The sequence below is a fragment of the Tenacibaculum aquaeponti genome (assembly GCF_052084715.1).
Lineage (GTDB): Bacteria > Bacteroidota > Bacteroidia > Flavobacteriales > Flavobacteriaceae > Polaribacter.
This window is the reverse complement of sequence record NZ_CP197288.1, coordinates 683277-708710: the sequence shown is the minus strand read 5'-3', so window position 1 is coordinate 708710 and position 25434 is coordinate 683277. Positions and strand designations below refer to the sequence as shown.

Here is a 25434-nt window from a genome sequence, read left to right as displayed (position 1 = left end):
AGAACTCTTTTTTTTGAATTATCTTAAGATAGTTTGTTTTCTATCTGGACCGACTGATACAATTTTGATAGGTACACCAGTTTCTTTTTCAATAAAGTTGATGTAATTTACTAAGTTTTTAGGCATAGATTCCTCATTTGTCATTTCAGTTAAATCAGCTTCCCAGCCTTTAAATTCAGAGTAAATTGGTTCTACATTTTCAGGTTCAATATTATATGGTAAGTGTGTAATTTCTTCTCCTTTATATTTGTAAGCAGTACAAACTTTTAAAGTATCGAAACCAGAAAGTACATCACCTTTCATCATCATTAATTGAGTAACTCCATTTACTTCAACAGCATATTTTAAAGCTACTAAATCTAACCAACCACAGCGTCTTCGTCTACCAGTTGTAGCACCAAATTCGTGTCCAACTCTTCCCATAGTTTCTCCAACTTCATCAAATAACTCTGTTGGAAATGGTCCAGAACCAACTCTAGTAGTATATGCTTTAAAAATTCCGAAAACTTCTTTAATTCTGTTTGGAGCAACACCTAAACCAGTACAAGCACCAGCAGCTGTAGTATTGCTTGAAGTTACAAACGGATATGTTCCAAAATCGATATCTAATAAAGATCCCTGAGCACCTTCCGCTAGAATTTTTTTACCTTCTTTCATTGCGTTGTTTAAAAACGCTTCAGAATCGATAAACTGTAATGATTTTAATTTTTCAATTCCCTCACAGAATTCTTGCTCTAATTCATCTAGATCATACTGAATATCAACATCAAAGAAATTAAGCATTTTAATATGCTTTTCTGTCAATGTTTTATATTTTTCTTTCCAGTTATCTAATTCTAAATCACCAACACGCATTCCGTTTCTTCCAGTTTTGTCCATGTAAGTTGGTCCAATTCCTTTTAAAGTAGAACCAATTTTAGCTTTTCCTTTAGAAGTTTCAGAAGCTGCGTCTAATAATCTATGTGTTGGTAAAATTAAATGTGCTTTTCTAGAAATTAATAGTTTATCAGCATAATTGATATTATGTTGATCTAAATTTTCTAATTCCTTTTTAAAAATTACAGGATCGATAACGACTCCATTACCAACTACGTTTAAAGCGGTTTTATGGAATATACCTGAAGGAATAGTATGTAAAACATACTTGTTTCCATCGAAAACTAGAGTATGACCAGCGTTTGGGCCACCTTGAAAACGAGCGATGATATCGTAATTTTGAGTAAGGACGTCAACGATTTTACCTTTACCTTCATCTCCCCATTGCAAGCCTAGTAATAAATCTACTGCCATTATATTAGTGTGTTGTGTTATGTGTATTTAAAGTTTAATTCGGTTTTTTCTTAGTTCCGTAGAAGTATAAAGAATGGTTATGGATATCAATATTGAAAACCTCTTCAATAGTTTGTTTGATAATTTGAATTCTTGGATCACAAAATTCTTTCACTTCTCCTGTATCTGTTAAAATTACATGATCGTGATTTTTATCAAAGTAACTTTTTTCATATCGTGCCATAGATTGCCCATCAAACTGATGTTTACGAACTAAACCGCAATCTAAAAGTAAATCCATAGTGTTGTATAATGTTGCTCTACTAACACGATAGTTTTTATTTTTCATTTTAATATATAAAGATTCTATATCAAAATGTTCATCGGCATCATAAATTTCTTGTAAAATAGCGTAACGTTCAGGTGTCTTACGGTGCTTATTTTCCTCTAAGAAAGAAGTGAAAACTTTTTTTACGATTTCTTGATTTTCAGCCGTGCTACTCATATATCTAGAATTTTACCAAAGGACAAATTTACGTTTATTTCTTGATATAAAAAGTAATGACGTAAGGAATAATATTTACAAAGTATTAACACGTGTTACTTTTTGAACACCATCTACTTTTTTAATGTTATTAATCAGCTTAGTTAGCTGATTTCTATTCTTTACAGTGAGTGAAATTTTTCCATCAAAAACACCTGCGTTTCCAGAAATGTTAATACTATTAATGTATACATTCATGTTGCTTGAAATAATTCTTGTGATATTATTTACAATTCCTTTGTTATCTACACCACTAATTTTTAAAATAGCAGAGAATTCTTGTTTTGTAGAATCTATCCATTTTGCTTTAATAATTCTATATGCAAAATTAGATTGTAAGGAAATGGCATTCGGGCAATTATTTTTATGAACTTTAATTCCATCGTTAATAGTAACAAATCCAAAAACTGCATCACCTGGTATAGGCTTACAACAAACAGAAAGTGAGTATTCTAATTTTTCTTCATCTTGACCAAAAACTAATGCATCGAATTTGTCGGTTACTTCTTCATTATCTGTAACGTTTTTGTGAGAATTTCTTTTGAAAGGATTTTTTAAGAAACTTATAATTGGACTAGAACGTTGTGCTACAAATTCTTTAAGTTGAGTATTGTCAATTGCACCATTACCAATTCTAAAGAATAAATCAAAGCTAGTTTGAAGATTAAAGAAACTTGCTATTTCATGAACTAATTTTTCATCATAGTTTATCTTCAAATGTCTTAATTTTCTCATTAAAATTGCTTTTCCTTCTTCAGCAATTTTCTTTTCATCAGCTTTAAGAGCAGATTTTATTTTTGTTCTAGCTCTTGCTGTCATTACAAAATCTAACCAACGAGAATTAGGTTTGTTAGTTGCAGAAGTTAAAATATCAACTTGATCACCACTCTTTAATTCATAGCTTAACGGTACAAGTTTTCCATTTACTTTTGCGCCTCTACATTTTAATCCGACATCAGTATGAATAGCGAATGCAAAATCTAAAGCAGAGGCTCCTTTTGGTAAAGATTTTAAATCTCCTTTAGGAGTAAAAACATAAATTTCTTTAGCATATAAATTAAGTTTAAAATCTTCAACAAAATCTACAGCATTTAACGTATTGTTTTCTAAGGTTTCTTTAAGTTTATTTAACCAACCTTCTAAACCGTTTTCACGAATATTACCTTGTTTATATTTAAAATGGGCAGCATAACCTTTTTCAGCTATTTCATCCATTCTTTGTGAACGAACTTGAACTTCTACCCATTTAGCTTCTGGTCCAACTACAGTGATATGTAATGCTTCATATCCTGTTGATTTAGGTTGAGAAATCCAATCCCTTAAACGAGCAGGATTGGGTTTATAAAAATCTGTTACAATTGAGTAAATTTTCCAAGCATCGAACTTTTCATCATTAGAAGTAGGTGTATAGATAATTCGAATTGCAAACTTGTCATAAACTTCATCGAAAGAAACATTCTGCTTTCGCATTTTTCTTCTGATAGAGAATATAGATTTAAATCTACCTTTTATTTCATATTTAAATCCTTCTTTATCTAAGGCTTCTCTAATTTTAGAGTTGAAAAGATCTATATATTTTTGTTGCTCTTCTTTGCTTTCTTTTATTTTGATTAAGATGTCGTTGTAAACTTCTGGTTCAGTATATTTTAATCCTAAATCTTCAAGTTCTGTCTTAATGTTATATAACCCTAATCTGTGTGCAAGTGGAGCGTAAATGTATAATGTTTCAGAAGCTATTTTAACTTGTTTATGTGGTGGCATTGCATCCATAGTTTGCATGTTGTGCAAACGATCGGCAATTTTTATTAAAATTACACGAACATCGTCATGTAATGTTAATAGCATTTTTCTGAAGTTTTCTGCTTGTATAGAGTAATCTTGATCTTGTTTTAAACGAGAAATTTTGGTTAAACCACTAACGATACGAGCTACGGTTTCACCAAAAAGTTGCTCCATATCTTCAACTGTATAATGTGTATCTTCTACAACATCGTGAAGTAGGGCAGCGGCAATAGAAGTTGCACCAAGACCAATTTCGTAAGCAACAATTTTTGCAACTGCTATTGGGTGAAAGATGTATGGTTCACCAGATTTTCTTCTTTGACTAGAATGTGCTTCAACAGCAACTTCAAAAGCTTTGCGTATTAATTTTTTATCATTTTCAGATAAAGTTTGATACGTGCCTTTTAGTAAATCTTTATATCTATTTGCGATTTCTTTGTTTTCTTCCTCTACAGTTGCCGTATACTTCATTTACAGGGGTATTTCTATACAAAATAAGATTCTAAAGTGAAATTACTATAAAGATTTGTATTACACAAAAATGTTTAAGTTTTGATTAGTAATTCATATTGGTTTAAAATAAAGGGAATTACTTTTGTTTGCTAACTATAAAAATTACGTTGTCTTTTTGCTTCAAAAATTAAAATAGCACAGGCAACAGAAACATTCATAGAATCTATTTTACCTTGCATAGGAATATTTATGTTTTGTGTAGCTTCTTCTCTCCAAATTTGTGTTAAACCTGTTGCCTCTGTACCAACAACAATTGCAGTAGGTTTTGTATAATCTTCTAAGTGATATGAATTAGAGTTTTGAAGTGTTGCACTGTAAATATTAATTTTTTGTTGTTTTAGAAAATTAATAATATTTTTTGAAGAATCTGTTATAATGGTATTGGTAAACACACAACCAACACTAGATCTAATAATATTAGGATTGTATAAGTCACTCTTTGAATCTGCTAAAAATACAGCATCAATATTTGCAGCATCAGCAGTACGCAACATAGCACCAATATTTCCTGGTTTTTCAATTCCCTCCATAACTAGAATTACAGGGTTTTCTGAAGGTAGTTTTAAATCTTTCAGAGCTATGTTTTTTGTTTTTACGACAGCAATAATACCTTCAGTAGAATTTCTATAAGCTAATTTAGTGTAAATTTCTTTTGATATTTCTATAGTTGGAATTGTTTTCAGAATTTCAACAAGTTCCTCTTTTTCTTGGAAAATATCTTTAGTAATAAGAATATTTTCAATAATATATCCACCGTTAATGGCTAAAGTAATTTCTCGTTGTCCTTCAACAATAAAAAGTCCTTGTTTTTTTCGTTCTCTAGACTTTTCTTGAAGTTTAAAGAGATTTTTAATGAATGGGTTCTGTAAACTTGATATATTTTTCATTATGGCAAAAATACCTATTTGTGGTGATTTTATAAACTTAGATGTACAACTATATTGCTAACAAATTAATTGGGAAAAATTAATAGAATAGAAAAGGAACGTAAAAGCTCGGAAATTTCCGAGCTTTTTATTTAAACAAAGATTGTTGTTCTTCTTTTTGGTTAGGTATTTTTAAACTTATTCCTAACCTTTTATTTAAATTTTTAATAAAATATGCTGCCAATAAAGGTGATTCAACTTCTAAATTTTGATGCACAAAAAAATGAATATTGCGTAAACCTAAATTAACCCATTGTTCTAAGCGATTTACCCAATCATCTAAACGTTTATAATCTGATAAATGATTTGCTCCTACATAACGTATAAAAGCTTCATTATTGGTTAAACGCATATGCATCATGTCTCTTCTTCCAGCTGTATCAACAATAGTATTAGACACGCCATTTGATTCTAATAAATTGTAAAATTCTTTTGAAATTTCAGGATCAGTAAACCAATCGGTATGTCTACACTCTACAGTTAATGGAATTTCTTTAGGCCAACTTTTCACAAAATTTTCAAGTCTAGAAAAGTTTTTAGGTGCAAAATTACTATGCAACTGTAAAAAAATAGTTCCTAACTTTTCATCCAACTTAGTAGCAGCGTCTAAATAATAATTTACCAAATCAGCTACACCTTCTAATCTTTTCCAGTGACTAATATCTTGAGTTAACTTAGGAAAAAATTTAAATCCATCGGGAGTTTTATTTTTCCACTTCTCAAATTGTTCTGGTGGAAATTGTCTATAAAAAGTTGCATTCAATTCTATAGAGTTAAACTGACTTGAATAATATATTAATTCATCTTTTGTACCTCTCGGGTAAAAACCTTTTAAATCGGCTCTATTCCATTTTGCACATCCAACATAAGCAGATAAATCTTTTTCTTTATTAAATCCAGATAGTAAACGAATAGTATCTTGATGGGTATCAGGAAAAGAAAAATCAACAAGTTCTGGCTGTTCTACTTTTCCAAACTTCATGATTTATTTTTTTTATCAATTAAATCTGGTCTAAAATCATTCATAAGTGCCAAATCCTTCATTTTAGCATATTCAAAACCTTGTTTCCACCAACCAGTCATTTGTTTTTTATCAAAAACTAACGAATTCGTTGTTAAAACTGTTGGCGTATAATATAAATTCAACTTCACATCTTTATGTTTTGCTGACAACTTTCCGATAGTTACATTATGCTTTTCTACATGTTCCAACATAAAACCAAAAACATCTAACATTAAAGAGAACGGATTTTTAGACGGCATTCTGTTAATCTGGTTTACTTCTGTCTCTAAAATAATAGCATCAACTTCTTTAGCACCTCTTAATATAGCTTCTCTAATCGGAACTAAACAACCAAAACCTCCATCTGCATATTGACAAGAGTTTTTCTCTAGTAAACTCATAAAAGGCACATAATTACAAGACCCCCAAATCCAATCACAAAAATCATTATAAGAACATTCTGAAATAGATTTATATTCAATTTCATTTGCAGTTAAGTTAGATACTGTTACTACAACTTCTTTATTTTGCTCTCTAATAATCTCATACATTTTAGGTGTAATATTTGCTCTTATTAGCTTTCTTAAATTTTTACTTTCACCAAAAGTTTTACGCCCATTTAATAAATTCCAAAAAGTATTTCTGTGCCGAATAGAAACGACTTTAACACCATGTACATTTCTAATTTTAAATGGATTGTTACTAAAAATAGTTCGTTGACTAACATTAGTATACAACATTTTAAGTTCGTCAATCATTCCAACTGCTAAATGAGAAACCATTAAACTTCCTGTAGATGTTCCTAAGAATAAATCGTAATCTTTTTGCTTCTCTTTCATTAAAAACTCAACTACACCTCCAGCAAATGCTCCTTTACTTCCTCCACCAGAAATTACTAAAGCTTTTTTGTTATGTTGATCTTCATTCATATAGATGAAATGTTTTACCTATTTTTAATTCCATAAAAATATCAAAAAAATGAAAGGTAAACTTATTATAATTTTCTTATCTCTATTATTAATTTCTTGTAAAGAAAAAAACACCTCTCGAAACATAAGTCGTATTGAAATAAAAGAATTTACTATCGATAGTACAAGCATTAGATCTTTAGTTGCTGTAGATGAACAAAATTTAGTTTTTGCAGGTTCTAATGGTGTTATTGGTAATTATAATCTAGAAAAAGGATTGTCAAAATTTAAAATCAAATATCAAGATTCTATAATTCCTCATTTTAGAAGTCTAACAACTAATGGTAACTCTTATTTTGCTTTAAGTATCGCTAACCCTGCTTTACTATATAAAATTGAAGATGAAAATCATAAAATTGTATATCAAGAAGTACATGAAAAAGTATTTTATGATAGCATGAAGTTTTTTAAAAATGGAAAAGATGGAATAGCAGTTGGCGACCCTACAGAAGCATGTCCTTCTATAATTATAACAAATGATGGGGGTAATTCTTGGAAAAAAATATCATGTGAAAATTTACCAAAACTTGAAGATGGTGAAGCTTTTTTTGCTGCAAGCAATACGAATATTAAAATTATTAATGATACCGTTTGGATCGTATCTGGTGGGAAAAAAGCTAGAGTTTTAAAATCAGAAGACAGAGGTAAAACTTGGAAAACTTACGATACTCCAATTGTACAAGGTGATGGTCCTCAAGGAATTTATTCTGTTGATTTTTATGACAAAAACAATGGTTTTATTATTGGTGGAAATTACTCAAAACCTAACGACAATTGTAAAAATAAAGCCATAACAAAAGATGGTGGTAAAACTTGGGAAATCATTGCCGATAATATAAACCCAAACTACAAAAGCTGTATTCAGTATGTACCAAATGGAAAAACCAAAGAAATATTTACGGTCGGAAAAACTGGGATTTCATATAGTACAGATGGAGGTAACACATGGATTGATAATGATACTAAAGATTTTTACGCTATTCAGTTCGTAAACTCTAATACTGCTTGGTTAACTGGTAATAAAAAAATTGGTTTGCTTAAGATTCACTAAATCTTAATTTTATGTTAAAGGAAAATCGTTTTAAGATTAATTAAATACTTTTAACGTAAAAATCAATCAATTCATAATGAAAAAATTACCACTACTCCTATTCTTGTGGGCTATTTTCGGATATTCACAAGAATACTTCCCCATAAATACTGGGGTAAAAACTTCCAAAAACACAACAACAGCATTTACAAATGCTACAATTTATGTGTCCCCTGCTAATACTATTAAAAAAGGAATTTTAGTAGTAAAAGACGGAAAAGTCGTTAATGTTGGAAAACGAGTAAATATACCAAGTGATGCAACTGTTATCGATTTAAAAGGGAAATTTATTTATCCTTCATTTATCGATGTTTATTCTAGTTTCGGTATTGCTGAACCAAAAAGAAATAGAAACTTTGGAAGATCTCCTCAATATGATGCTTCTAGAAAAGGATATTACTGGAACGATCATATTCGTCCAGAAACTAATCCTCATTCTGAATTTAACTTTGATACAGCAAAAGCAAAAGCCTTAATAAATGCAGGTTTCGGTGTTGTAAATACTCACTCTGAAGATGGTATTATGCAAGGAAACGGACTTTTAGTTTCATTAAGTCCTAATTCTTCTGAAGCATATAGAGTTTTAAATGCTAAAACTACAAATCATTTATCGTTTTCTAAAAGTAAAAAATCTGGACAAAATTACCCTACTTCAAAAATGGGTGCAATGGCATTATTGCGTCAAACTTATTTAGATGCGGATTGGTATGCTAAAGGAAATGCTAAGAATAAAGATTTATCATTAGAAGCTTTAAACCAGAAAAAAAACTTACCTCAAATTTTTAATGCAGGTAGTTATTTAGATGTTTTAAGAGCAGACAAAATCGGTGATGAATTCGGAATTCAATATACAATCTTAGGTGGTGGTGATGAATTTGAAAGAATTAATGATATTAAAAAAACTAATGCTACACTTATTATTCCTATCAATTTCAGAAAAGCTTATGACGTAAGTAATAAGTTTTTAGCAGATGTAATTTCTTTACGTGACATGCGTAAATGGAATCAAGAACCTAGTAATTTAGCAGTTCTAGCTAAGAACGGAATACCGTTCGCACTTACTACACACAAGTTAAAGTCTCCAAAAGCTTTTAGAGCTAATTTAATGAAAGCTATAAAGCATGGTTTTGATAAAACTAAAGCTTTAGAAGCTTTAACTACAATTCCTGCTCAAATTTTAAAAGAAACTAAAGTAGGTAACTTAAACACTGGTAGTTTTGCGAATTTCTTAATCACTTCGGGTGATATTTTTGATGAAAAAACAACAGTTTATGAAAACTGGACTTTAGGTAATAAAAATGTGATTAACGATATGGGAATTACAGATATTACCGGAAACTATTCTTTAACTTCTAATGGAAAGAACTACGAATTACTAATTTCTGGAAAAGGAAAAAAACAGAAAGCAGAAGTTAAAAAAGGAGAAAAGAAACTAAAATCAAACTTTGTTTTTAAAGACAATTGGATTCAATTATCAATTAACGACGAAAATGAATTTTTACGTTTAGTAGGTAAAATAGAATCTAATAAAGATTCTTTCAATGGAACAGGTGAAGATAACTCAGGAAATGCTGTAACATGGACAGCTACAAAAAAAGAGACTAAATCAGATAAAGAGAAAAAAGGTAAAAAGTCGGATAAAAAGTCTCCTGAAGTTGTTGCTGTTAGCTATCCGAATGTTGGTTTAGGAAACTCAGTAAAACCTAACCAACAAACTATTTTAATTAAAAATGCTACCGTTTGGACTAGTGAAAACGATCAGGTTTTAAATAATACTGATATATTAATTAAAGAAGGAAAAATTTCTCAGATTGGTAAAAACTTATCTGCACGTGGTGCTAAAACTATCGATGGAACTGGAAAGTTTGTAACTGCAGGAATTATTGATGAACATTCACATATTGCTACATCTGCAGTAAATGAAGCTGGACATAATTCTACTGCTGAAGTTACTATTGAAGATGTTGTTGATCCTGATGATATTAATATCTATAGAAACTTAGCTGGTGGTGTTACTTCTATTCAGATTTTACATGGTTCTGCTAACCCAATTGGAGGACGATCTGCAATCATAAAGCTAAAGTGGGGTGAAAATGCAGAAAATATGATTTATAAAAATTCTCCAAAATTCATCAAGTTTGCTTTAGGAGAAAATGTAAAACAATCTAACTGGGGTGATCGTCAAACTATTCGTTTCCCACAAACAAGAATGGGTGTTGAACAAGTATTTATCGATTATTTTCAACGCGCTAAAGAATACGACGCTAAAAAGAAAAGCGGACAACCTTATCGTAAAGATATTGAGTTAGAGACTATTGCTGAAATCATTAATAAAGAACGTTTCATTTCTTGTCACTCTTATGTACAATCTGAAATAAACATGTTAATGAAAGTTGCTGAGCAATTCAACTTCAATGTAAATACTTTTACACACATTTTAGAAGGATATAAAGTTGCAGATAAAATGAAAGAACACGGAGTTGGTGGTTCTACTTTTGCCGATTGGTGGGCATATAAATATGAAGTAAATGATGCAATTCCTTATAACTCTGCTATTATGCACAGACAAGGTGTTACTGTAGCAATTAATTCAGATGATGCAGAAATGTCTAGAAGATTAAATCAAGAAGCTGCAAAAACAGTTAAATATGGTGGTTTAACAGAACAAGAAGCTTGGAGAACAGTTACCATTAATCCTGCTAAGTTATTACACTTAGATGAAAGAACAGGAAGTATTAAAGTTGGTAAAGATGCTGATATTGTAGTTTGGAGTGATAACCCGTTATCTATTTATGCCAAAGCAGAACAAACTATTGTAGAAGGTGCTATATATTTTGATATTAATTCAGACAAACAAAAACGTAAAGCTTTAAAAGCAGAACGCGCTAAATTAATTTCGATGATGTTAAAAGAGAAAATTGGAGGAGCTCCAACTCAAAAACCATCAAGAAAGCACAAAATTTTATTCCACTGTGATACCGAATAAGAACTTAAATAGTAAAAAAATGAAAAATCAATTTATACTTATTGTATTAAGTTTCTTTATTCTAGGAAATATTAATGCACAACAAACACCAGCATCTAAACAAACAAAAGATTATTCTATTGTAGGTGCTACAGCACATATCGGTAATGGAAAAGTTATCGAAAACTCTTTGTTAGTTTTTTCTAATGGAAAACTTACATATGTAGGAAACAATAATGCTTCTGAACAAAAAGGAGAAGTGATTAAAGCGAATGGAAAACACGTTTATCCAGGATTTATTGCGGCCAATACTTCTCTAGGTTTAGCTGAAATTGATGCCGTAAGAGCTACTCGAGATTTTGATGAAGTTGGTAATTTTTTACCTCACATTAGAAGTATTATTGCTTATAATGCAGAAAGTAGAGTTATTGAAACAATGCGTCCAAATGGAGTATTAATGGCTCAAGTTGCTCCAAGAGGAGGAACTATTTCTGGAACTTCAACTGTTGTACAGTTAGATGCTTGGAACTGGGAAGATGCTGCTATAAAGTTAGATGACGGGATTCATATTAATTGGCCTTCTACTTTTAGCTTTGGACGTTGGTGGTTAGGAGAAGACAGAGGTTTAAAACCTAATAAAAATTATAAAGAAGCAACAGATAGAATTAAAAACTTCTTTAAAAAAGCTAAAATTTATCTTTCTGGAAATAAAACTCCTAAAAACCTTCCTTATGAAGCTTTAAAGAATGTTTTTAATGGTACTCAAAAAGTTTTTGTTCATGTTAATGGAGAAAAAGCAATTGTTGATGTTATTAATGATTTTAATGAATTAAACATTAAAAATGTAGTTTTAGTGAAAGCTCATGGAGCACATAAAGTTGCAGATTTAATTAAAAACAATAACATTCCTGTAATTCTTGAAAGATCTCATAGATTACCTGATAGTGAAGATCAAGATTATGACTTACCATATAGAATGGCTAAAATTTTATCTGAAAAAGGTATTTTAGTTGGTTTAGGAATGGAAGGTGATATGGAACGTATGAGCGCAAGAAACTTACCTTTTTATGCAGGAACTTATGCAGCTTATGGTTTAGATAAAGAGCAAGCTGTTCAGCTTATAACAAGTAATAATGCTAAAATATTAGGTATTGATGCTATAGCAGGAACATTAGAAGTTGGTAAAGATGCTACTTTATTTATCTCTGAAGGTGATGCTTTAGATATGAGAACTAATATCATTTCTGAAGCTTTTATTCAAGGAAGAAAAATTAGTTTAGAAACTCATCAAACTAAACTCTGGAAACGTTATTCCAACAAATATAAAAACCAATAATTACTATAAAGCTCGGAAATTTCCGAGCTTTATTCTTTTATAACTTTTACATAATATATAATTAATCCAATGCTAAATCTTAGCTTCTATTTTAGTAGGAAATTATTTATTATGAAAAAAACTACACTTACACTCTTTTTTGCATTATTTGTTGCGTTAACCTCTTTGGCTCAAGCTAAATATCATCGAGTAAAAATTTTGGGAACCACGGCTAAATCAGTTTGTGATTATTATTCTGGTAGCTTAGTTGTTAGTGGTACAAGAAAAATTAACTTTTACGGATTATCATCTAAATTAAATGTTGGTTCATTGTACTACACAAACTCAAAATATTACATCGTAACTCAAGCAACAGATGTTTATGAACAAGACGCAGATGACGATTGGACCGTGTCTGCTCAACCAACTCCAATTACAAGTTACCAATGTAAAAAATACATTCGAGTTGCTAGATTAGGAAGTACTTATACAGAAGCAAATAGAAACTTTTGTACGAATAGAGTTTTAGAAAATATAAAAGCTAATTACTATTGGACAGGAACTCTTTCTGTTGGAAATGTTTATATTATTGATAATGAATATTACAAAGTAACTAGCATCTCGAATACATCGAATCAGGATGCTGATGAAAACTGGTTTGGAACTCATCATTCTTCTGCTATTAATTTCGCCTGTAAAAGATTTCATAAATTAGGTAGAGTAAGTTCTCCTTGTAGTAATTATATTTCTAGAACTTATAAATTGAATTTAGAAAATCTTTCTTCTAAATTAACTGTAGGTAAAAGTTATAGAATTAATGGAACATATTATAAAGTAATTAGCAGTTCAGACTTTCAAGATCAAGACGCCGATGATGATTTATTTGTAAGCAATTTAGTTGGTCCTTATTCTTGTAGAATTAGCACGAATGACTTAACTAATAGTGAAATTACTAGTACTCCGATACAAATCGTTGTTTTCAATATGTTAGGAAAAAAAGTAAAAGAATACAAAGCTAATTCTATGAATGAAATTAAAACTGAAGGATTAGGTAAAGGACTTTATATTTTAAAATCTACAGCAGGAACTAAAAAGATTTTAATCAAATAAAAATAACAAAACATTGTAATAAAAAAATCCAGCCTAATAGCTGGATTTTTTCTATAATGAATTACCTGTATTTTATTTTAAGTTAATATACATATTGTTATAATCTAGATTTTTCAATTCAGAATTCCATACAGGTTTTTGTAAGGAAGAATTTCTAGAGAATATAGAACTTCCTCTAGATCCAGTTGTGATATATTCAATAGTTCTAGCTAATAAAGGTTCTGTTGGATCTCCAAGTACTCCTAAATTAGCAACATCTTCTTCTATAATTACTTCTGGTGTATAACCGTTAGGTTCATTTTGCCCATTTTTATTTTGAATTTCTAACACTATTGGCTGCATTGCCCAAGTATGATTGTTATTGAAATTTGGACCAGTTTTAGTATAATCGTCTGAATCATATAAAGTAATGGATCCTACTTGTTTGCCGACTGTTTTAGTTCCAACTAAGTTAACATCCATATAAGGTAATAAACCATTAATAACAAGTTCTGAAGCAGAAGCTGTTCTATCTGTAACAATGAAATATACAGAAGACATATTAACAGTGTTAATCGGTTCATCTAAAATAACTTGCCCGTTACTATTTTTATTTTGGATACGATTTGTAAAATAGTTAAGAAAAACATCTCTATCTATGGAATTCATTACTTTATCATTCCAAATTTGTTGGGAAAAAATATTAGTGTTCGGTTGTCCACTAATCATACTAGCTAAATAAGTTGCAGTTCTAACTGAACCGCCACCATTATATCTTAAATCTACAATTAAATCTGTGATGCCTTCATTTTTAAAAGTGGCGAAGGCATTGTTTAAATCGCCATCATAAGGAACAGAAAATTGATTATACATTAAGTAACCCATTTTGTTAGCCCCTTGTGTAATTACTTTAGCAATTTTCACAGCATTTTCTTGTATTTGTCCTTTTACAATATCAAAAGTGATTCCATTAGTAATAGGATTTCCTCCATTATAATCTGCTAAAGAAATAGTGAAAGAATCAGGGGCAAATAAATCATTAACATTTGAAGAAGTTAATTGAGTACCATTAACTTCGTTAATAATCATTCCTCTGGTAATTCCTTTAGTGTCTGCATCAGAGCCTGAAACGACATCCCTTACTACAACAAAAATATTATCAGGGTTATCACTGTATCGAACACCAATTAATTTCATCCCACTTGTTAATCTTATTCCTTGAAAAGAATTTTCTAAAGCAACATAATCATCAACAATCCATGAAAAACGATCTACGTCACCTGGTCTGTGGAGTAAACTATTAAACAATTGATCAGGAGCATTAAAACCAGCTAAGTAGTTGTTTAACTGCTCACGAGTTGAAAATTTATTATCAGCTAAATCAGGAACTTCACCTTGCCATTTGTAATAAGCGTTTAGTCCTCCCCATACAAAATCATTAATTTTAATATCTTGTGGTATGTCTTCAGACTTACTACAGCTTATTGTTATAGAAATTAATAAAAGCAAAAAGAGTTTTGATGTAAAATATTTCTTCATTATAATAAGTTTAATCCTTAGTATTAACGCAATTTAAATAAAACTTAGTATTTATTTTAACTTTTTCTGTAACAAATAAAATACTGTGTCGTCGTAAAGGTGTAAAGTTGATAAATTTGTCGTAGAAATTAATACAGATTTACAGCTTTATTAAATTTAAGTAACCAGACAATGAACCAATCAGACTTTTTAAAAGTTGTATTACCATTTAAAGATAAAGTTTTTCGTTTAGCAAAACGATTGCTTGTGTCGACGGAAGAAGCTGAAGATGCTACTCAAGAACTTTATTTTAAGTTATGGAGAAGTAAAGATAAATTAGCTGATTACAGAAATGTTGAAGCCTTTGCAATGACTATGACAAAAAATTATTGTTTTGATAGATTAAAATCTAAACAAGCTAGTAATTTAACTTTAGTACATAGTAATTATAAAGAAAAAGATACAACGTTAGATAAGAAAATAGAATATAAAGATAGTGTAAACCAAGTACACAAGCTCATTGAAAACTTACCTGAACAACAAAAAATCATTATTCAGTTAAGAGATATTGAACAATATGATTTTGATGAAATTTGCGAAATGGTGAATATGAAACCAACCGCAGTAAGGGTAGCTTTATCAAGAGCACGAAAAACAATAAGAGAAGCATTAATTAAACAACATAACTATGGAGTTAGCTAACATAGAAAAGTTATTAGAAAAATACTTAAATGCAGAAACAACACTTCAAGAAGAAACTGTTTTAAGAAATTATTTTACCAAAAGAGATGAAATACCAGCGCATCTTGAAGAGTATGGTATGTTATTTGGGTATTTTAAACAAAGTCGGAATGAAACTTTTACTAAAACCATTGAGTTAAAACCTGAGAAACAGAAACGTAAGAACTTTAAATGGTTATCAGTAGCAGCATCAATCGCTTTGTTAGTGAGTGTGTATACAGGTTATGATATTGTAGAAAAACGTAAAACCGAAATGCAAATAGCAGAAGTGAAAAAGGCGTTAAAAATGGTATCGTATAACTTAAATAAAGGTAACGAAGCATTATATTCTGTGTCTAATAATTATAAAAAAGGTACAGAAGCGATAGCAAAGTTAGACACTTACGATAAAGCTGTAAAAACAGCTATAAAAAAAATAAATAATTAATTCGAAAAGTAAACAAAGTAAAACCAAGTCAAAAAAGTAAATATCATGAAAAAAGTAATCATATTATTAGCATTAGCTTTTGTATCTAATATAGGATTTAGTCAATCTTCTATGTTTGATAAGTTAGAAGATTTAGAAGATGTATCTGTAGTAGTTGTAACTAAAGATTTATTCGATCTAATTCGTAAGTTTCCAGATTCTCAATCTGAAGAAATGGAATTTTTTAATACAGCTAAAGGCCTTCAGGAGTTAAAGGTGTTTTCTACAGAAAATGCAAGTATTGCTGCAGACATGGAAAAAATGGTAAATAAGGCTATAAAAAATTCTAATTTAACTCAGTTAATGAGAATTAAGGATAAAGGATCTAGAGTAAAGATTTATATAAAAGCTACAAAAAATAAAGATATTGTTAGTGAAGTATTAATGTTTGTAAAAGATTTAGATAAAAATGATAGAATTAAAGGAGGTAAAGAAAATTTACCATCTTCAACAATCATTTCTTTAACAGGAGAAATTAATATGAATGAGTTATCTAAAATAGCTAACGACTATCAAAAAAAAGCTGAATAATTTTTTCAGTTTGTTACAAATAAAACATAGCATAGCCTTTAATTAGGCTATGTTTTTATCAATTAATTTATAAGAAGTATACTATGAAAAAAATATTATTGTTTACAGTTTTATCTATTGTATTTACCATTGTTTCCTGTAAGAATGAAGAAAGTTTACAAACGTATTTGATTAAATCTCAAGATAATACGAGTTATACAAGATTAGATGTTTCTACAAGTATGCTAGGTTCTTTTTTTGAAGATACTTCAGAAGAAGATCAAAAAACTTTTCAGAGTATAAAAAAGTTAAACTTAGCTTTTTTACCAGAGAAGAATGCTACGGAGGAAGAACTAAAATTAGAGAATAAGAGGTTGAAAACAATCATGAAAAATACAGATTATAAATCTTTATTTAGAGCTAATGATAAAAGAGGGAGAGCTACCGTGTATTATTCTGGAGATACAGATGCAATTGATGAGATTGTTGCTGTAGTTTATGCAAAGAATTTTGGATTTGGAGTCGCTAGAGTTTTAGGAGAAGATATGAATCCAAATAAAATAATAAGTATGATCCAAAATATCAAAAAGAGTGAAGAAGGACAAGAATTAGAAATGATAAAAGATATGTTCGGAGGAGAATTTCAAACAGAAAAATTAAGAGTAGATCCTATTGAGTAAACTTTCTTATAAAATGATTTTAGAAACACCACAACTTTTTTGAAAATGTTGTGGTGTTTTGTTTTAACTAGCCATTAACAGCAATACAATATTTAATTAGTACTTTTGATCAAATACATAAAGTTTTATGAGGAATATTTTTTGGGTGCTTATACTATGTAGTTCTTTTATTTATCAAGGATTTTCACAAAGTTTATCTGAATATAGGAGCGAGAGAGATAAGATTTTCAACTTAGAACATACGAAATTAAAAGTTGATTTTAATTTTCAGAAACAAACAATGAATGGTGAAGCTTGGATTACAGTAAAGCCTCATTTTTATAGTTCTAATGAGTTAGAGTTAGATGCCAAAGCAATGTTGATTCATAAGGTTACATTAAATAATGTAGATTTAAAATATAAGTATGATGGTTATAATTTAAAAATAAGTTTACCTAAAGTTTATGTAAGAGATGAAAAACTAACGGTTTATATTAAATATACTGCACAACCAGAAAGAGTAAAACAAAAAGGAAGTAAGGCAATAACATCGGTAAAAGGTTTATATTTTATTAATCCTAAAGGAGAAGATGAAAATAAACCAACTCAAATTTGGACACAAGGAGAAACCGAAGCAAGTAGTTGTTGGTTTCCTACTATAGATGCTCCTAATCAAAAAACTTCACAAGAGATTTATATTACAGTTCCAAAAAAATATAAAACTCTTTCCAATGGAAAATTGGAAAATCAAACTCAAAATAGTAACGGAACAAGAACAGATTATTGGAATTTTACTCAAAAACATGCTCCTTATTTATTCTTTATAGGAGTGGGAGAGTATGAAATCATAAAAGATGCTTACAAAAATATTCCAGTAGATTATTATGTAGAAAAAGAATATGTTCCCTATGCAAAAGATATTTTTGGAAACACACCAGAGATGTTGGCATTCTTTTCTAAAATTACAGGAATTGAATATCCGTGGGATAAATACTCGCAAATCGTAGGTAGAGATTATGTAAGTGGTGCTATGGAAAACACTACAGCTGTTATTCATGGAGAAAAAGCATATCAAACTCCAGGGCAATTAATAGATCAAAATGTACAAGAACTTACAATTGCACATGAAGCGTTTCATCATTGGTTTGGTGATTTAGTAACTGCAGAAAGTTGGAGTAATTTAACAGTTAATGAAAGTTTTGCGAATTATAGTGAATATTTATGGCTAGATTATAAATACGGTAAAGATGAGGCTGAGGCACATTTATTTGAAGATATTCAAGCATATAAATTAGGAGATAATCCAGATAAACATTTGGTTCGTTTTTATTATGATGATAAAGAAGATATGTTTGATGCTGTTAGTTATAATAAAGGTGGAGCAATTTTACATATGCTAAGAAACTATCTAGGAGATAAAGCTTTTTTTGAAGGTTTAAATAAATATTTAACAGATAATAAATACGGAACAGGTGAAGCTCATGAGTTACGATTAGCTTTAGAAAGCATTACAGGTAAAGATTTAAATTGGTTTTTTAATCAATGGTATTTCGGAAAAGGACACCCTAAATTAGATATTTCTTACGATTACAATGATTTAAGAAAAACGGTTACTGTTAATGTGTATCAAACCCAAGATCAAGAATTTCAATTTCCTTTAACTATAGATGTTTTTGAAAAAAATAAAGTAAAACGTCATACTGTTTTTGTAAATGGAAAAGAGACATCTTTTAATTTATCTTATACAACACAACCAAAGTTAGTTCAAATTAATGCAGATGGTGTTTTGTTATGTGATATTAGTGAAAACAAAATTTTAAGTGATTATATCTTTCAGTTGAAAAATGCAAAAAACTATAGACACAAAAGAGAAGCATTATTAGAAGTTGCAAAGTCTCAACATATCGATAATAAATCTTTTAATGCAATAGCAGGTGTTTTAAATGATCCTTTCTATAAATTGAGAATTTTAGCACTTCAAAATATTAATTTAATTAATAAATATAGTAAGCGTAAGGTTATCGATAAAATCAAACAAATGGCTGTGAATGACTCAAAAACACTTGTTCAGGCAGCTGCTATTGAAACTTTAGGAAAATTAACAGAACCTGAATTAAAACCTATTTTTGAAAATGCATTAAATAGCCCATCATATTCAGTGGTTGGTAATGCTTTGGTTGCATTGTATTATATAGATAAAAAACTAGCTTACACCAAATCTAAAGAACTTTCTGAAGGAGTTAAAAAGGTAATTGCAACACCTTTAACTCGTATTTATTTAGAAGAAAATGACGAGAGTGAATTAACTTTTATAGCTGGTAATGTAATTACAGGAATGTATTTAAGTCAGGATAAAAATATTAAAAGTTTGTATACTAAAGCATATGAGAAAATTACAAAAAGTAATAATTCAAAAGCTATTCAAAATTTAGTAAATGATATTGTTTCTAAAGGAAAACAATATGAACAATATGGCTTTAATAATGTAGGTATAGAGTTAATGCGCAATATGGTTCAAACTCAAAAAGCGGCTAATAAACCTAATGAACAAAAAAATATAGGTATTATTAAAGAAGCTTTAACTAGGTTAGTAAAATAAGTTGAGTAATATTTGTTTTTTGGCATTACTTTTGGGAAATAAGTCAGAATTAAATTTAGTTTATGAACAAAATACTACTCATTTTAATTGCATTTTTACTTCTTTTACTTACTTCTTGTAATAGCATAAAATCTACTCAAAAAGCCATTAATTCAGGAGATTATGAAAAAGCAATTTCTCTATCAATTAATAAGTTAAAAAAAGATAAAGCAAAAGAGAAAAATCAACCTTATATAATTATGCTACAAGAAGCATATAAGAAAGCTGTTGATAAAGATTTAGCTAAGATTTCATTTTTAAATAAAGAAAACAGACCTAGTAATTTAAGAACAATTTATAATCTTTATTTATCGTTAAATGATAGGCAAGAAAGGATAAAACCACTATTACCATTAAAAAATTTAAATACGAATAAAAATGTTGTTTTTAACTTAGTTAATTATGATGATCAAATTATAAAAGTTAAAGAAAAATATACTGAGTATTTATATGTAAATGCTGTTTCTGTTTTTGATAAAGGAAAGAATAATAAATTGAAATATAGGGAGGCATATCAAGAATTTGAAAATATTAATCGAATGTATCCTAATTATAAGGAGTTAAATTCTTATATGGAGGAAGCACATAGAAAAGGGATAGATTATATTTTTATAAAGGTATTTAATGAAACAGATCAAGTAATTCCAAGAAGATTAGAAGATGACTTATTAGCTATTGATACATATGGACTAAATGATTTTTGGACAACCTACCATGCAAAAAAAATAAGAAACATTTCCTATGATTTTGATTTAGAATTAAGTTTTATAAGAATTGAAGTATCTCCTGAACAAATAAAAGAGAAAGAGTTAATTAAAGAAAGAGAAATAAAGACCGGGTATATATATGTAAAAGATGATAAAGGAAATTATGTAAAAGATAGTTCTGGTAGAAAAATTAAAAAAGATGTATATAAAACTGTTCGCTGTACATTTTATGAATATCAACAATATAAAACTAGTAGAGTAGTAGGTGTAGTTCGATATATTGATAATATAAATAAACAATTACTTGATGAATTTCCTTTAAATAGTGAATTTGTTTTTGAACACTTTTATGCAGATTATGATGGAGATAAACGTGCTTTAGAAGAGGATTTTTTTAATTTAACAAAAAAAGAACATGTAAACTTTCCTTCTAACGAACAAATGATATATGACACAGGTAGTGATATTAAATTGAGATTAAAGAATATACTTAAAAGGAATAAATTTAGAGACTAAATTAAATATGGATCTCTTTTCACAGACGAATCAATTAGTAAATTTACTTCCAGAAGGAGGTACAGTTCATTATTATGGGCATGCTTTTAAGAAAAAAGAAGCAGATATTTATTATGATTATTTATTGAATAGGATTCCTTGGAAACAAGATCAAGCTATAATATTTGGAAAATTAATCACAACTAAAAGAAAAGTGGCATGGTTTGGTGAAAAGGAATTTGAATATTCTTATTCGAATATTACCAAAGTAGCATTGCCTTTTACGAACGAATTATTAGAAATAAAAAAGATTATAGAATCTATTACTAAAGAAACATTTAATTCTTGTTTATTGAACTTATATCATGATGGTTCAGAAGGAATGGCTTGGCATAGTGACGGAGAAAAAGATTTAAAAAAGAATGGGGCAATAGCATCAGTTACTTTTGGTGCTGAAAGAAAATTTGCATTTAAACATAAACGAACCAAGGAAGTAGTTTCTAAAATACTTCAACATGGTTCGTTATTGGTGATGAAAGATGAAACACAAACACATTGGTTACATCGTCTTCCACCAACTAAAAAAGTTCACCGTCCAAGAATAAACTTAACTTTTAGAACAATAATAAGATAGTTAATCCCTTTTTATTACGTCTCCTGATCCCATTGAATGTGTATCAATATATTTTGGATTTCCTTTGTAATAAACACTACCAGAACCAACAACAGTAGCTTTAATTTTTTCTTTAACTGTAGCTTCTATATCTCCAGAACCAGCAACATTCACTTTTAAAGTTTTGGTTGTTACATTGTAAGCTTTAATATTACCAGACCCACCAATAGAGCATTTAAAATTGTTAGTTGAACCAGATACTCTAATGTTACCAGATCCACCAATAGATGTTGATAAAGTACTTGCTTTAATTTTTGCTTTAATATTACCAGATCCCCCAATAGATAAACTAACTTTTTCTCCAGTAACAGTTTTTTCTGAACGAACATTACCCGATCCTCCAAGTCCTATTCCATCAATCTTTTCAAAAGCTACAGTAACTGTTAATTTTCTATTGAATCTTAAATTCGTATTTTTTTTTGTTTTTATTTTTAATGTATTCCCTCTAACTTCAGTAATAATATAGGGAATGATGTTTTCTTCTCCTTCAATAGTAATTTCTCCTTCACGACCATCAACAAGAACAACATCAAAAGAACCCCCAACATTAATATCGTCAAAGTTTCCTACAGATCGTTTCTCTGTTGTAATTTTTCCATTTCCTCTAATTTTTTTTGAGTTCCACCAACTTTGAGCAGTAAGGTTTGTTGTTACAGTTAAAATAAATAAGGTTAATAGTAATTTTTTCATTTTTTTTTTATTTTTAAACAATTAATACTTCCATTTGAGAAAAAGACATACAAATAAGAAAAATGTTACACTTTTTACAACGTTATATATTTTAGCTTCTCTTTTAGTTTTATACGTTGTAACTATAGAAGATTTGAATTTTGAGTTTGCTGTAAAACTCGCAGCCTTATTGTCTTTATCTTTTTTGTATTTAGAAACTACTCCAAAAGTTAATTATTGGTATGTCGTAATTTTATTATTTTCTATAGTTTCTGATTCACTTTTTGTTTTTGAAGCTCACTTTTATCATGAAGCTTTATTTCTATTAGTGTTAAATAGATTTTTATATATTATCATAATATATCATTCTATTTTAAAACATTCTTTAAAAACGCTTTTGCTTTATGCAATTCCTTTTTTGTTTATATTTTCAATGATTTATCTGATACTTTATGAATATGTAAACGATGTACAATTATTAGTTTTTACTATGGGAATTGTATCTATATCTCTTGTTTTATTTGCTTTTTTAAATTTATTGACTAAAAATAATTCTAAAGCTTTATATTTTTTTTTAGGTGTGTTAATTTTTCCCGTAGCAGATGTGCTTACAGCTATTTCTAATTATATAAGCCCTAGTCCATATTACATAGTGATTTATCATTTGATGTACTATGTTGGTAGATATTTAATTTTTAGATCAATGATTTTAAAGAGGTAACAATTAATCGTTTAATCGTATAGAAACGCTTCCGTAATCTGATTTGATATTTATTTTAGAGTTTGATTTTCTTTTACCGAAAACTCCTTCGTAATATTTATTTGTAGTTTTTCTTACAACTTTATGTGTTTCTACATATTTCTCTGGGTATTTAAAACCAGAGTAACTTAAATTAATGATAAAGCTAAAATTGTTATTACTTGAGGTTCCTATTTTAATTCCAGCATAATTTCCATTTACAGTAAAGTTTTCAAAACCAGACATTAAATTTTTTACTTTTAAGCCACCGTAATCTGTGTTTATTTTTAAATTTTTTCTTAGAGTTCCTATGCGCATACTAGCATAATCTGAATTTCCATCGATATTTTCAGCTTCATCAATAGAAATACTACCATAATCACAATTAAAAACTACATCATTTACTTTACCAATATTTACAGAAGTGTAATCTGCGTTAACTTTTATGTATTCTGATTCTTGAATAGTAATTTTTGAATAATCAGCATTTAAACTTCCCGATTTCATGTATTGTATGATAGAGCTTTCACAGTAATCAAGAGAGATTGAATTTGATGAGTTTAATAACTTTTCAATTTGAATAGAACCATAATCACAATTAATATTTGTTTTACCTTTAATGATGTCTAATTCAATATTTCCATATTTATTATTTAGATCAGCGTTATTAGTTAAAGGCATTTTTATAAAATAATTAATTTTATAATTTATGTTGTTGCTTTTACCCCAAAAACTCCAGCTAGATTTTGTGTTTTCAATAATTGTTCTAGCTTCAACTAAGTTTTCTGAAGCTTCAAAATTTATTCGAATAGCATCAAGTTTATCTTCAATTTTATCTATATCATTCCCTTTAACAGTGATTTTAACATCAATTTCAATAGTATTTTTATCCCAGGTAGTAACATTCACATTACCATATTTATTTTTTACATATAAAGTAGCATTACTATTAACCGAGAATTTTTTACTAATAGTTTTTGTTTTTTCGTGTTTCTTAATAGAGTTGGCAAATACTAAGGAAGGAACCAAATAAAATAAGATTAGTATATTTTTATATAAATTCATTGTTGTTATCGTTTTGTTTGTTAGGGTTTTTTATATATTCTAATTGAAATAAAAGGTGTTCTAAAATTTGTAAACGCTGTTGATAATTATTTATCATTCTTTTAATAACCTGTTTTTCGTTACCAATTACTTTTAAATCTTTTTTAAAATTTTGAAATTGATCTTCTAATTCTTCAATTTGATCTAAAGCATCTTCAATAATAGATTCAGTTTCAATATTCCTATATTTCTCTATTTCCGTTAATTCTTGTGCTATAGTGTTTACAAAAAATGTTTCTGTTTCTGCCATTTCAGGAAAAATAGAATGCACTTGATTTTCTTGCGTTGTATATTTTCCTAGAAAAAAGCTAACTAATAGTAGAATAGAAGCTGCGGCGCTCATCCATGTCCAAGAAATTCTTCTTCTACTTTTCTGCTGTCTACTTAATTTTCTTAAAAAACGATCTTCATGTCCCGAATGAGGTTCATTTATATCGAAATCGTTATTAAGAAAAAAATCATCGAATTTATCTTTCATACTACATTAATTCTATTAATATCTTTACTTAAAACTTCCTTTAATTTCTTTTTTGCTCTAGAAATTGTTGTTCTAACATTTTCATTACTATAATTTAAGATCTGCATGATTTCTTCGTTGTCATATCCTTCAATCAAATTTAATGTAAGAATAACTCTATAATTATCTTTTAATTTTTGAATAGCACTTAAAACATCTTTAATATTTAAATTATCATAATTCAAATTATCATTTTCTTCAGGTTGATTTGGTATTACTTCAAGTTTAACCTCTTGATATCTATTGTTTTTTTTCAATTGAGTTAAGCTCTTATTAATAACAATTCGTTTTAACCAAGCACCAAATGTTACTTCTCCTTTAAAACTATTTAGTTTAGTAAATGCTGTTAAAAAAGCTTCTTGCATCAAATCTTCTGCTTCAAATTCATCTTTTAAGATTCTAAATGCTGAGTTATACATCGCTTTATAATACAATTTGTATATTTCCTTTTGAGCAGATGAATCGTTTTTCTGACAGCGTTTTAGTAGTTGATTAATATGTAGATCTGGTGTTTTCAATTTCTAAATTATACTT

Annotated in this window: 23 protein-coding genes; 12 read left to right on the top strand and 11 right to left on the bottom strand. The window is 28.8% G+C overall.

The window, feature by feature from the left end; translation table 11 throughout:
- Positions 1–18: 18 nt before the first annotated feature.
- From ACSIGC_RS03240 to ACSIGC_RS03215, 6 genes are all read right to left on the bottom strand, one after another.
- Positions 19–1290 carry an adenylosuccinate synthase gene (locus ACSIGC_RS03240; RefSeq protein ID WP_442266726.1) on the bottom strand — a complete coding sequence of 424 codons (1272 nt, stop codon included), beginning with the start codon at positions 1288–1290 and terminating at the stop codon, positions 19–21.
- Between the two features lie 34 nt (positions 1291–1324).
- Positions 1325–1774: a Fur family transcriptional regulator gene (locus ACSIGC_RS03235; protein WP_442266725.1), complete on the bottom strand. Its 450-nt coding sequence runs from the start codon at positions 1772–1774 to the stop codon at positions 1325–1327.
- A gap of 75 nt (positions 1775–1849) precedes the next feature.
- The gene (locus ACSIGC_RS03230) at positions 1850–4066 is read right to left on the bottom strand and encodes a RelA/SpoT family protein (RefSeq protein WP_442266724.1); all 2217 of its coding nucleotides are present in this window, start codon (positions 4064–4066) and stop codon (positions 1850–1852) included.
- Positions 4067–4197: 131 nt separating this feature from the next.
- Positions 4198–4995 (bottom strand): TrmH family RNA methyltransferase, encoded by a 798-nt coding sequence (locus tag ACSIGC_RS03225; RefSeq protein ID WP_442266723.1) that lies wholly within the window; start codon positions 4993–4995, stop codon positions 4198–4200.
- A 127-nt stretch (positions 4996–5122) separates the two neighbouring features.
- Positions 5123–6016, bottom strand: a complete 894-nt coding sequence (locus ACSIGC_RS03220; protein ID WP_442266722.1) for a DUF72 domain-containing protein — start codon at positions 6014–6016, stop codon at positions 5123–5125.
- Complete coding sequence (locus ACSIGC_RS03215) at positions 6013–6966, bottom strand: patatin-like phospholipase family protein (protein WP_442266721.1); 954 nt, start codon at positions 6964–6966, stop codon at positions 6013–6015. Before ACSIGC_RS03215 ends, ACSIGC_RS03220 begins: the two co-directional genes overlap by 4 nt.
- A gap of 49 nt (positions 6967–7015) precedes the next feature.
- Between ACSIGC_RS03215 and ACSIGC_RS03210 the strand changes: the two genes are divergently transcribed.
- The 4 genes from ACSIGC_RS03210 to ACSIGC_RS03195 all read left to right on the top strand — a co-directional run bounded on the left by ACSIGC_RS03210 (position 7016) and on the right by ACSIGC_RS03195 (position 13485).
- Complete coding sequence (locus ACSIGC_RS03210; RefSeq protein ID WP_442266720.1) at positions 7016–8056, top strand: VPS10 domain-containing protein; 1041 nt, start codon at positions 7016–7018, stop codon at positions 8054–8056.
- 76 nt (positions 8057–8132) lie between these two features.
- Positions 8133–11081: an amidohydrolase family protein gene (locus tag ACSIGC_RS03205; RefSeq protein ID WP_442266719.1), complete on the top strand. Its 2949-nt coding sequence runs from the start codon at positions 8133–8135 to the stop codon at positions 11079–11081.
- A gap of 19 nt (positions 11082–11100) precedes the next feature.
- The gene (locus ACSIGC_RS03200; protein ID WP_442266718.1) at positions 11101–12396 is read left to right on the top strand and encodes an amidohydrolase family protein; all 1296 of its coding nucleotides are present in this window, start codon (positions 11101–11103) and stop codon (positions 12394–12396) included.
- A 111-nt stretch (positions 12397–12507) separates the two neighbouring features.
- Positions 12508–13485, top strand: coding sequence for a T9SS type A sorting domain-containing protein (locus ACSIGC_RS03195; RefSeq protein ID WP_442266717.1), 978 nt, complete (start codon positions 12508–12510; stop codon positions 13483–13485).
- Positions 13486–13557: 72 nt separating this feature from the next.
- On the opposite strand, the gene ACSIGC_RS03190 is transcribed toward ACSIGC_RS03195, so the two are convergent.
- The gene (locus tag ACSIGC_RS03190; RefSeq protein ID WP_442266716.1) at positions 13558–15003 is read right to left on the bottom strand and encodes a S41 family peptidase; all 1446 of its coding nucleotides are present in this window, start codon (positions 15001–15003) and stop codon (positions 13558–13560) included.
- Between the two features lie 171 nt (positions 15004–15174).
- On the opposite strand from ACSIGC_RS03190, the gene ACSIGC_RS03185 reads away from it, so the two are divergent.
- The 7 genes from ACSIGC_RS03185 to ACSIGC_RS03155 all read left to right on the top strand — a co-directional run bounded on the left by ACSIGC_RS03185 (position 15175) and on the right by ACSIGC_RS03155 (position 21832).
- Positions 15175–15684, top strand: coding sequence for an RNA polymerase sigma factor (locus ACSIGC_RS03185; RefSeq protein ID WP_442266715.1), 510 nt, complete (start codon positions 15175–15177; stop codon positions 15682–15684).
- Positions 15671–16150, top strand: a complete 480-nt coding sequence (locus ACSIGC_RS03180; RefSeq protein WP_442266714.1) for a hypothetical protein — start codon at positions 15671–15673, stop codon at positions 16148–16150. Before ACSIGC_RS03185 ends, ACSIGC_RS03180 begins: the two co-directional genes overlap by 14 nt.
- A gap of 45 nt (positions 16151–16195) precedes the next feature.
- The gene (locus ACSIGC_RS03175; protein ID WP_442266713.1) at positions 16196–16720 is read left to right on the top strand and encodes a DUF4252 domain-containing protein; all 525 of its coding nucleotides are present in this window, start codon (positions 16196–16198) and stop codon (positions 16718–16720) included.
- Positions 16721–16803: 83 nt separating this feature from the next.
- Positions 16804–17379 carry a DUF4252 domain-containing protein gene (locus ACSIGC_RS03170; RefSeq protein WP_442266712.1) on the top strand — a complete coding sequence of 192 codons (576 nt, stop codon included), beginning with the start codon at positions 16804–16806 and terminating at the stop codon, positions 17377–17379.
- 127 nt (positions 17380–17506) lie between these two features.
- Entirely contained in the window at positions 17507–19957 is a 2451-nt protein-coding gene (locus ACSIGC_RS03165) for a M1 family aminopeptidase (RefSeq protein ID WP_442266711.1), read from the top strand.
- 62 nt (positions 19958–20019) lie between these two features.
- Positions 20020–21219, top strand: coding sequence for a hypothetical protein (locus tag ACSIGC_RS03160; RefSeq protein WP_442266710.1), 1200 nt, complete (start codon positions 20020–20022; stop codon positions 21217–21219).
- 7 nt (positions 21220–21226) lie between these two features.
- The gene (locus ACSIGC_RS03155; RefSeq protein WP_442266709.1) at positions 21227–21832 is read left to right on the top strand and encodes an alpha-ketoglutarate-dependent dioxygenase AlkB family protein; all 606 of its coding nucleotides are present in this window, start codon (positions 21227–21229) and stop codon (positions 21830–21832) included.
- Here ACSIGC_RS03155 and ACSIGC_RS03150 read toward each other — a convergent pair whose 3' ends face one another.
- Positions 21833–22561, bottom strand: a complete 729-nt coding sequence (locus ACSIGC_RS03150) for a head GIN domain-containing protein (RefSeq protein WP_442266708.1) — start codon at positions 22559–22561, stop codon at positions 21833–21835.
- 34 nt (positions 22562–22595) lie between these two features.
- Between ACSIGC_RS03150 and ACSIGC_RS03145 the strand changes: the two genes are divergently transcribed.
- Positions 22596–23261 (top strand): lysoplasmalogenase family protein, encoded by a 666-nt coding sequence (locus ACSIGC_RS03145; protein ID WP_442266707.1) that lies wholly within the window; start codon positions 22596–22598, stop codon positions 23259–23261.
- A gap of 3 nt (positions 23262–23264) precedes the next feature.
- On the opposite strand, the gene ACSIGC_RS03140 is transcribed toward ACSIGC_RS03145, so the two are convergent.
- From ACSIGC_RS03140 to ACSIGC_RS03130, 3 genes are read right to left on the bottom strand one after another with little or no spacing between them, the layout of a single operon-like run.
- Positions 23265–24344 (bottom strand): hypothetical protein, encoded by a 1080-nt coding sequence (locus tag ACSIGC_RS03140; RefSeq protein ID WP_442266706.1) that lies wholly within the window; start codon positions 24342–24344, stop codon positions 23265–23267.
- The gene (locus tag ACSIGC_RS03135; RefSeq protein ID WP_442266705.1) at positions 24331–24861 is read right to left on the bottom strand and encodes a hypothetical protein; all 531 of its coding nucleotides are present in this window, start codon (positions 24859–24861) and stop codon (positions 24331–24333) included. The genes ACSIGC_RS03140 and ACSIGC_RS03135 overlap by 14 nt, the downstream gene beginning before the upstream one ends.
- The gene (locus tag ACSIGC_RS03130; protein ID WP_442266704.1) at positions 24858–25418 is read right to left on the bottom strand and encodes an RNA polymerase sigma factor; all 561 of its coding nucleotides are present in this window, start codon (positions 25416–25418) and stop codon (positions 24858–24860) included. The genes ACSIGC_RS03135 and ACSIGC_RS03130 overlap by 4 nt, the downstream gene beginning before the upstream one ends.
- Positions 25419–25434: the final 16 nt, after the last annotated feature.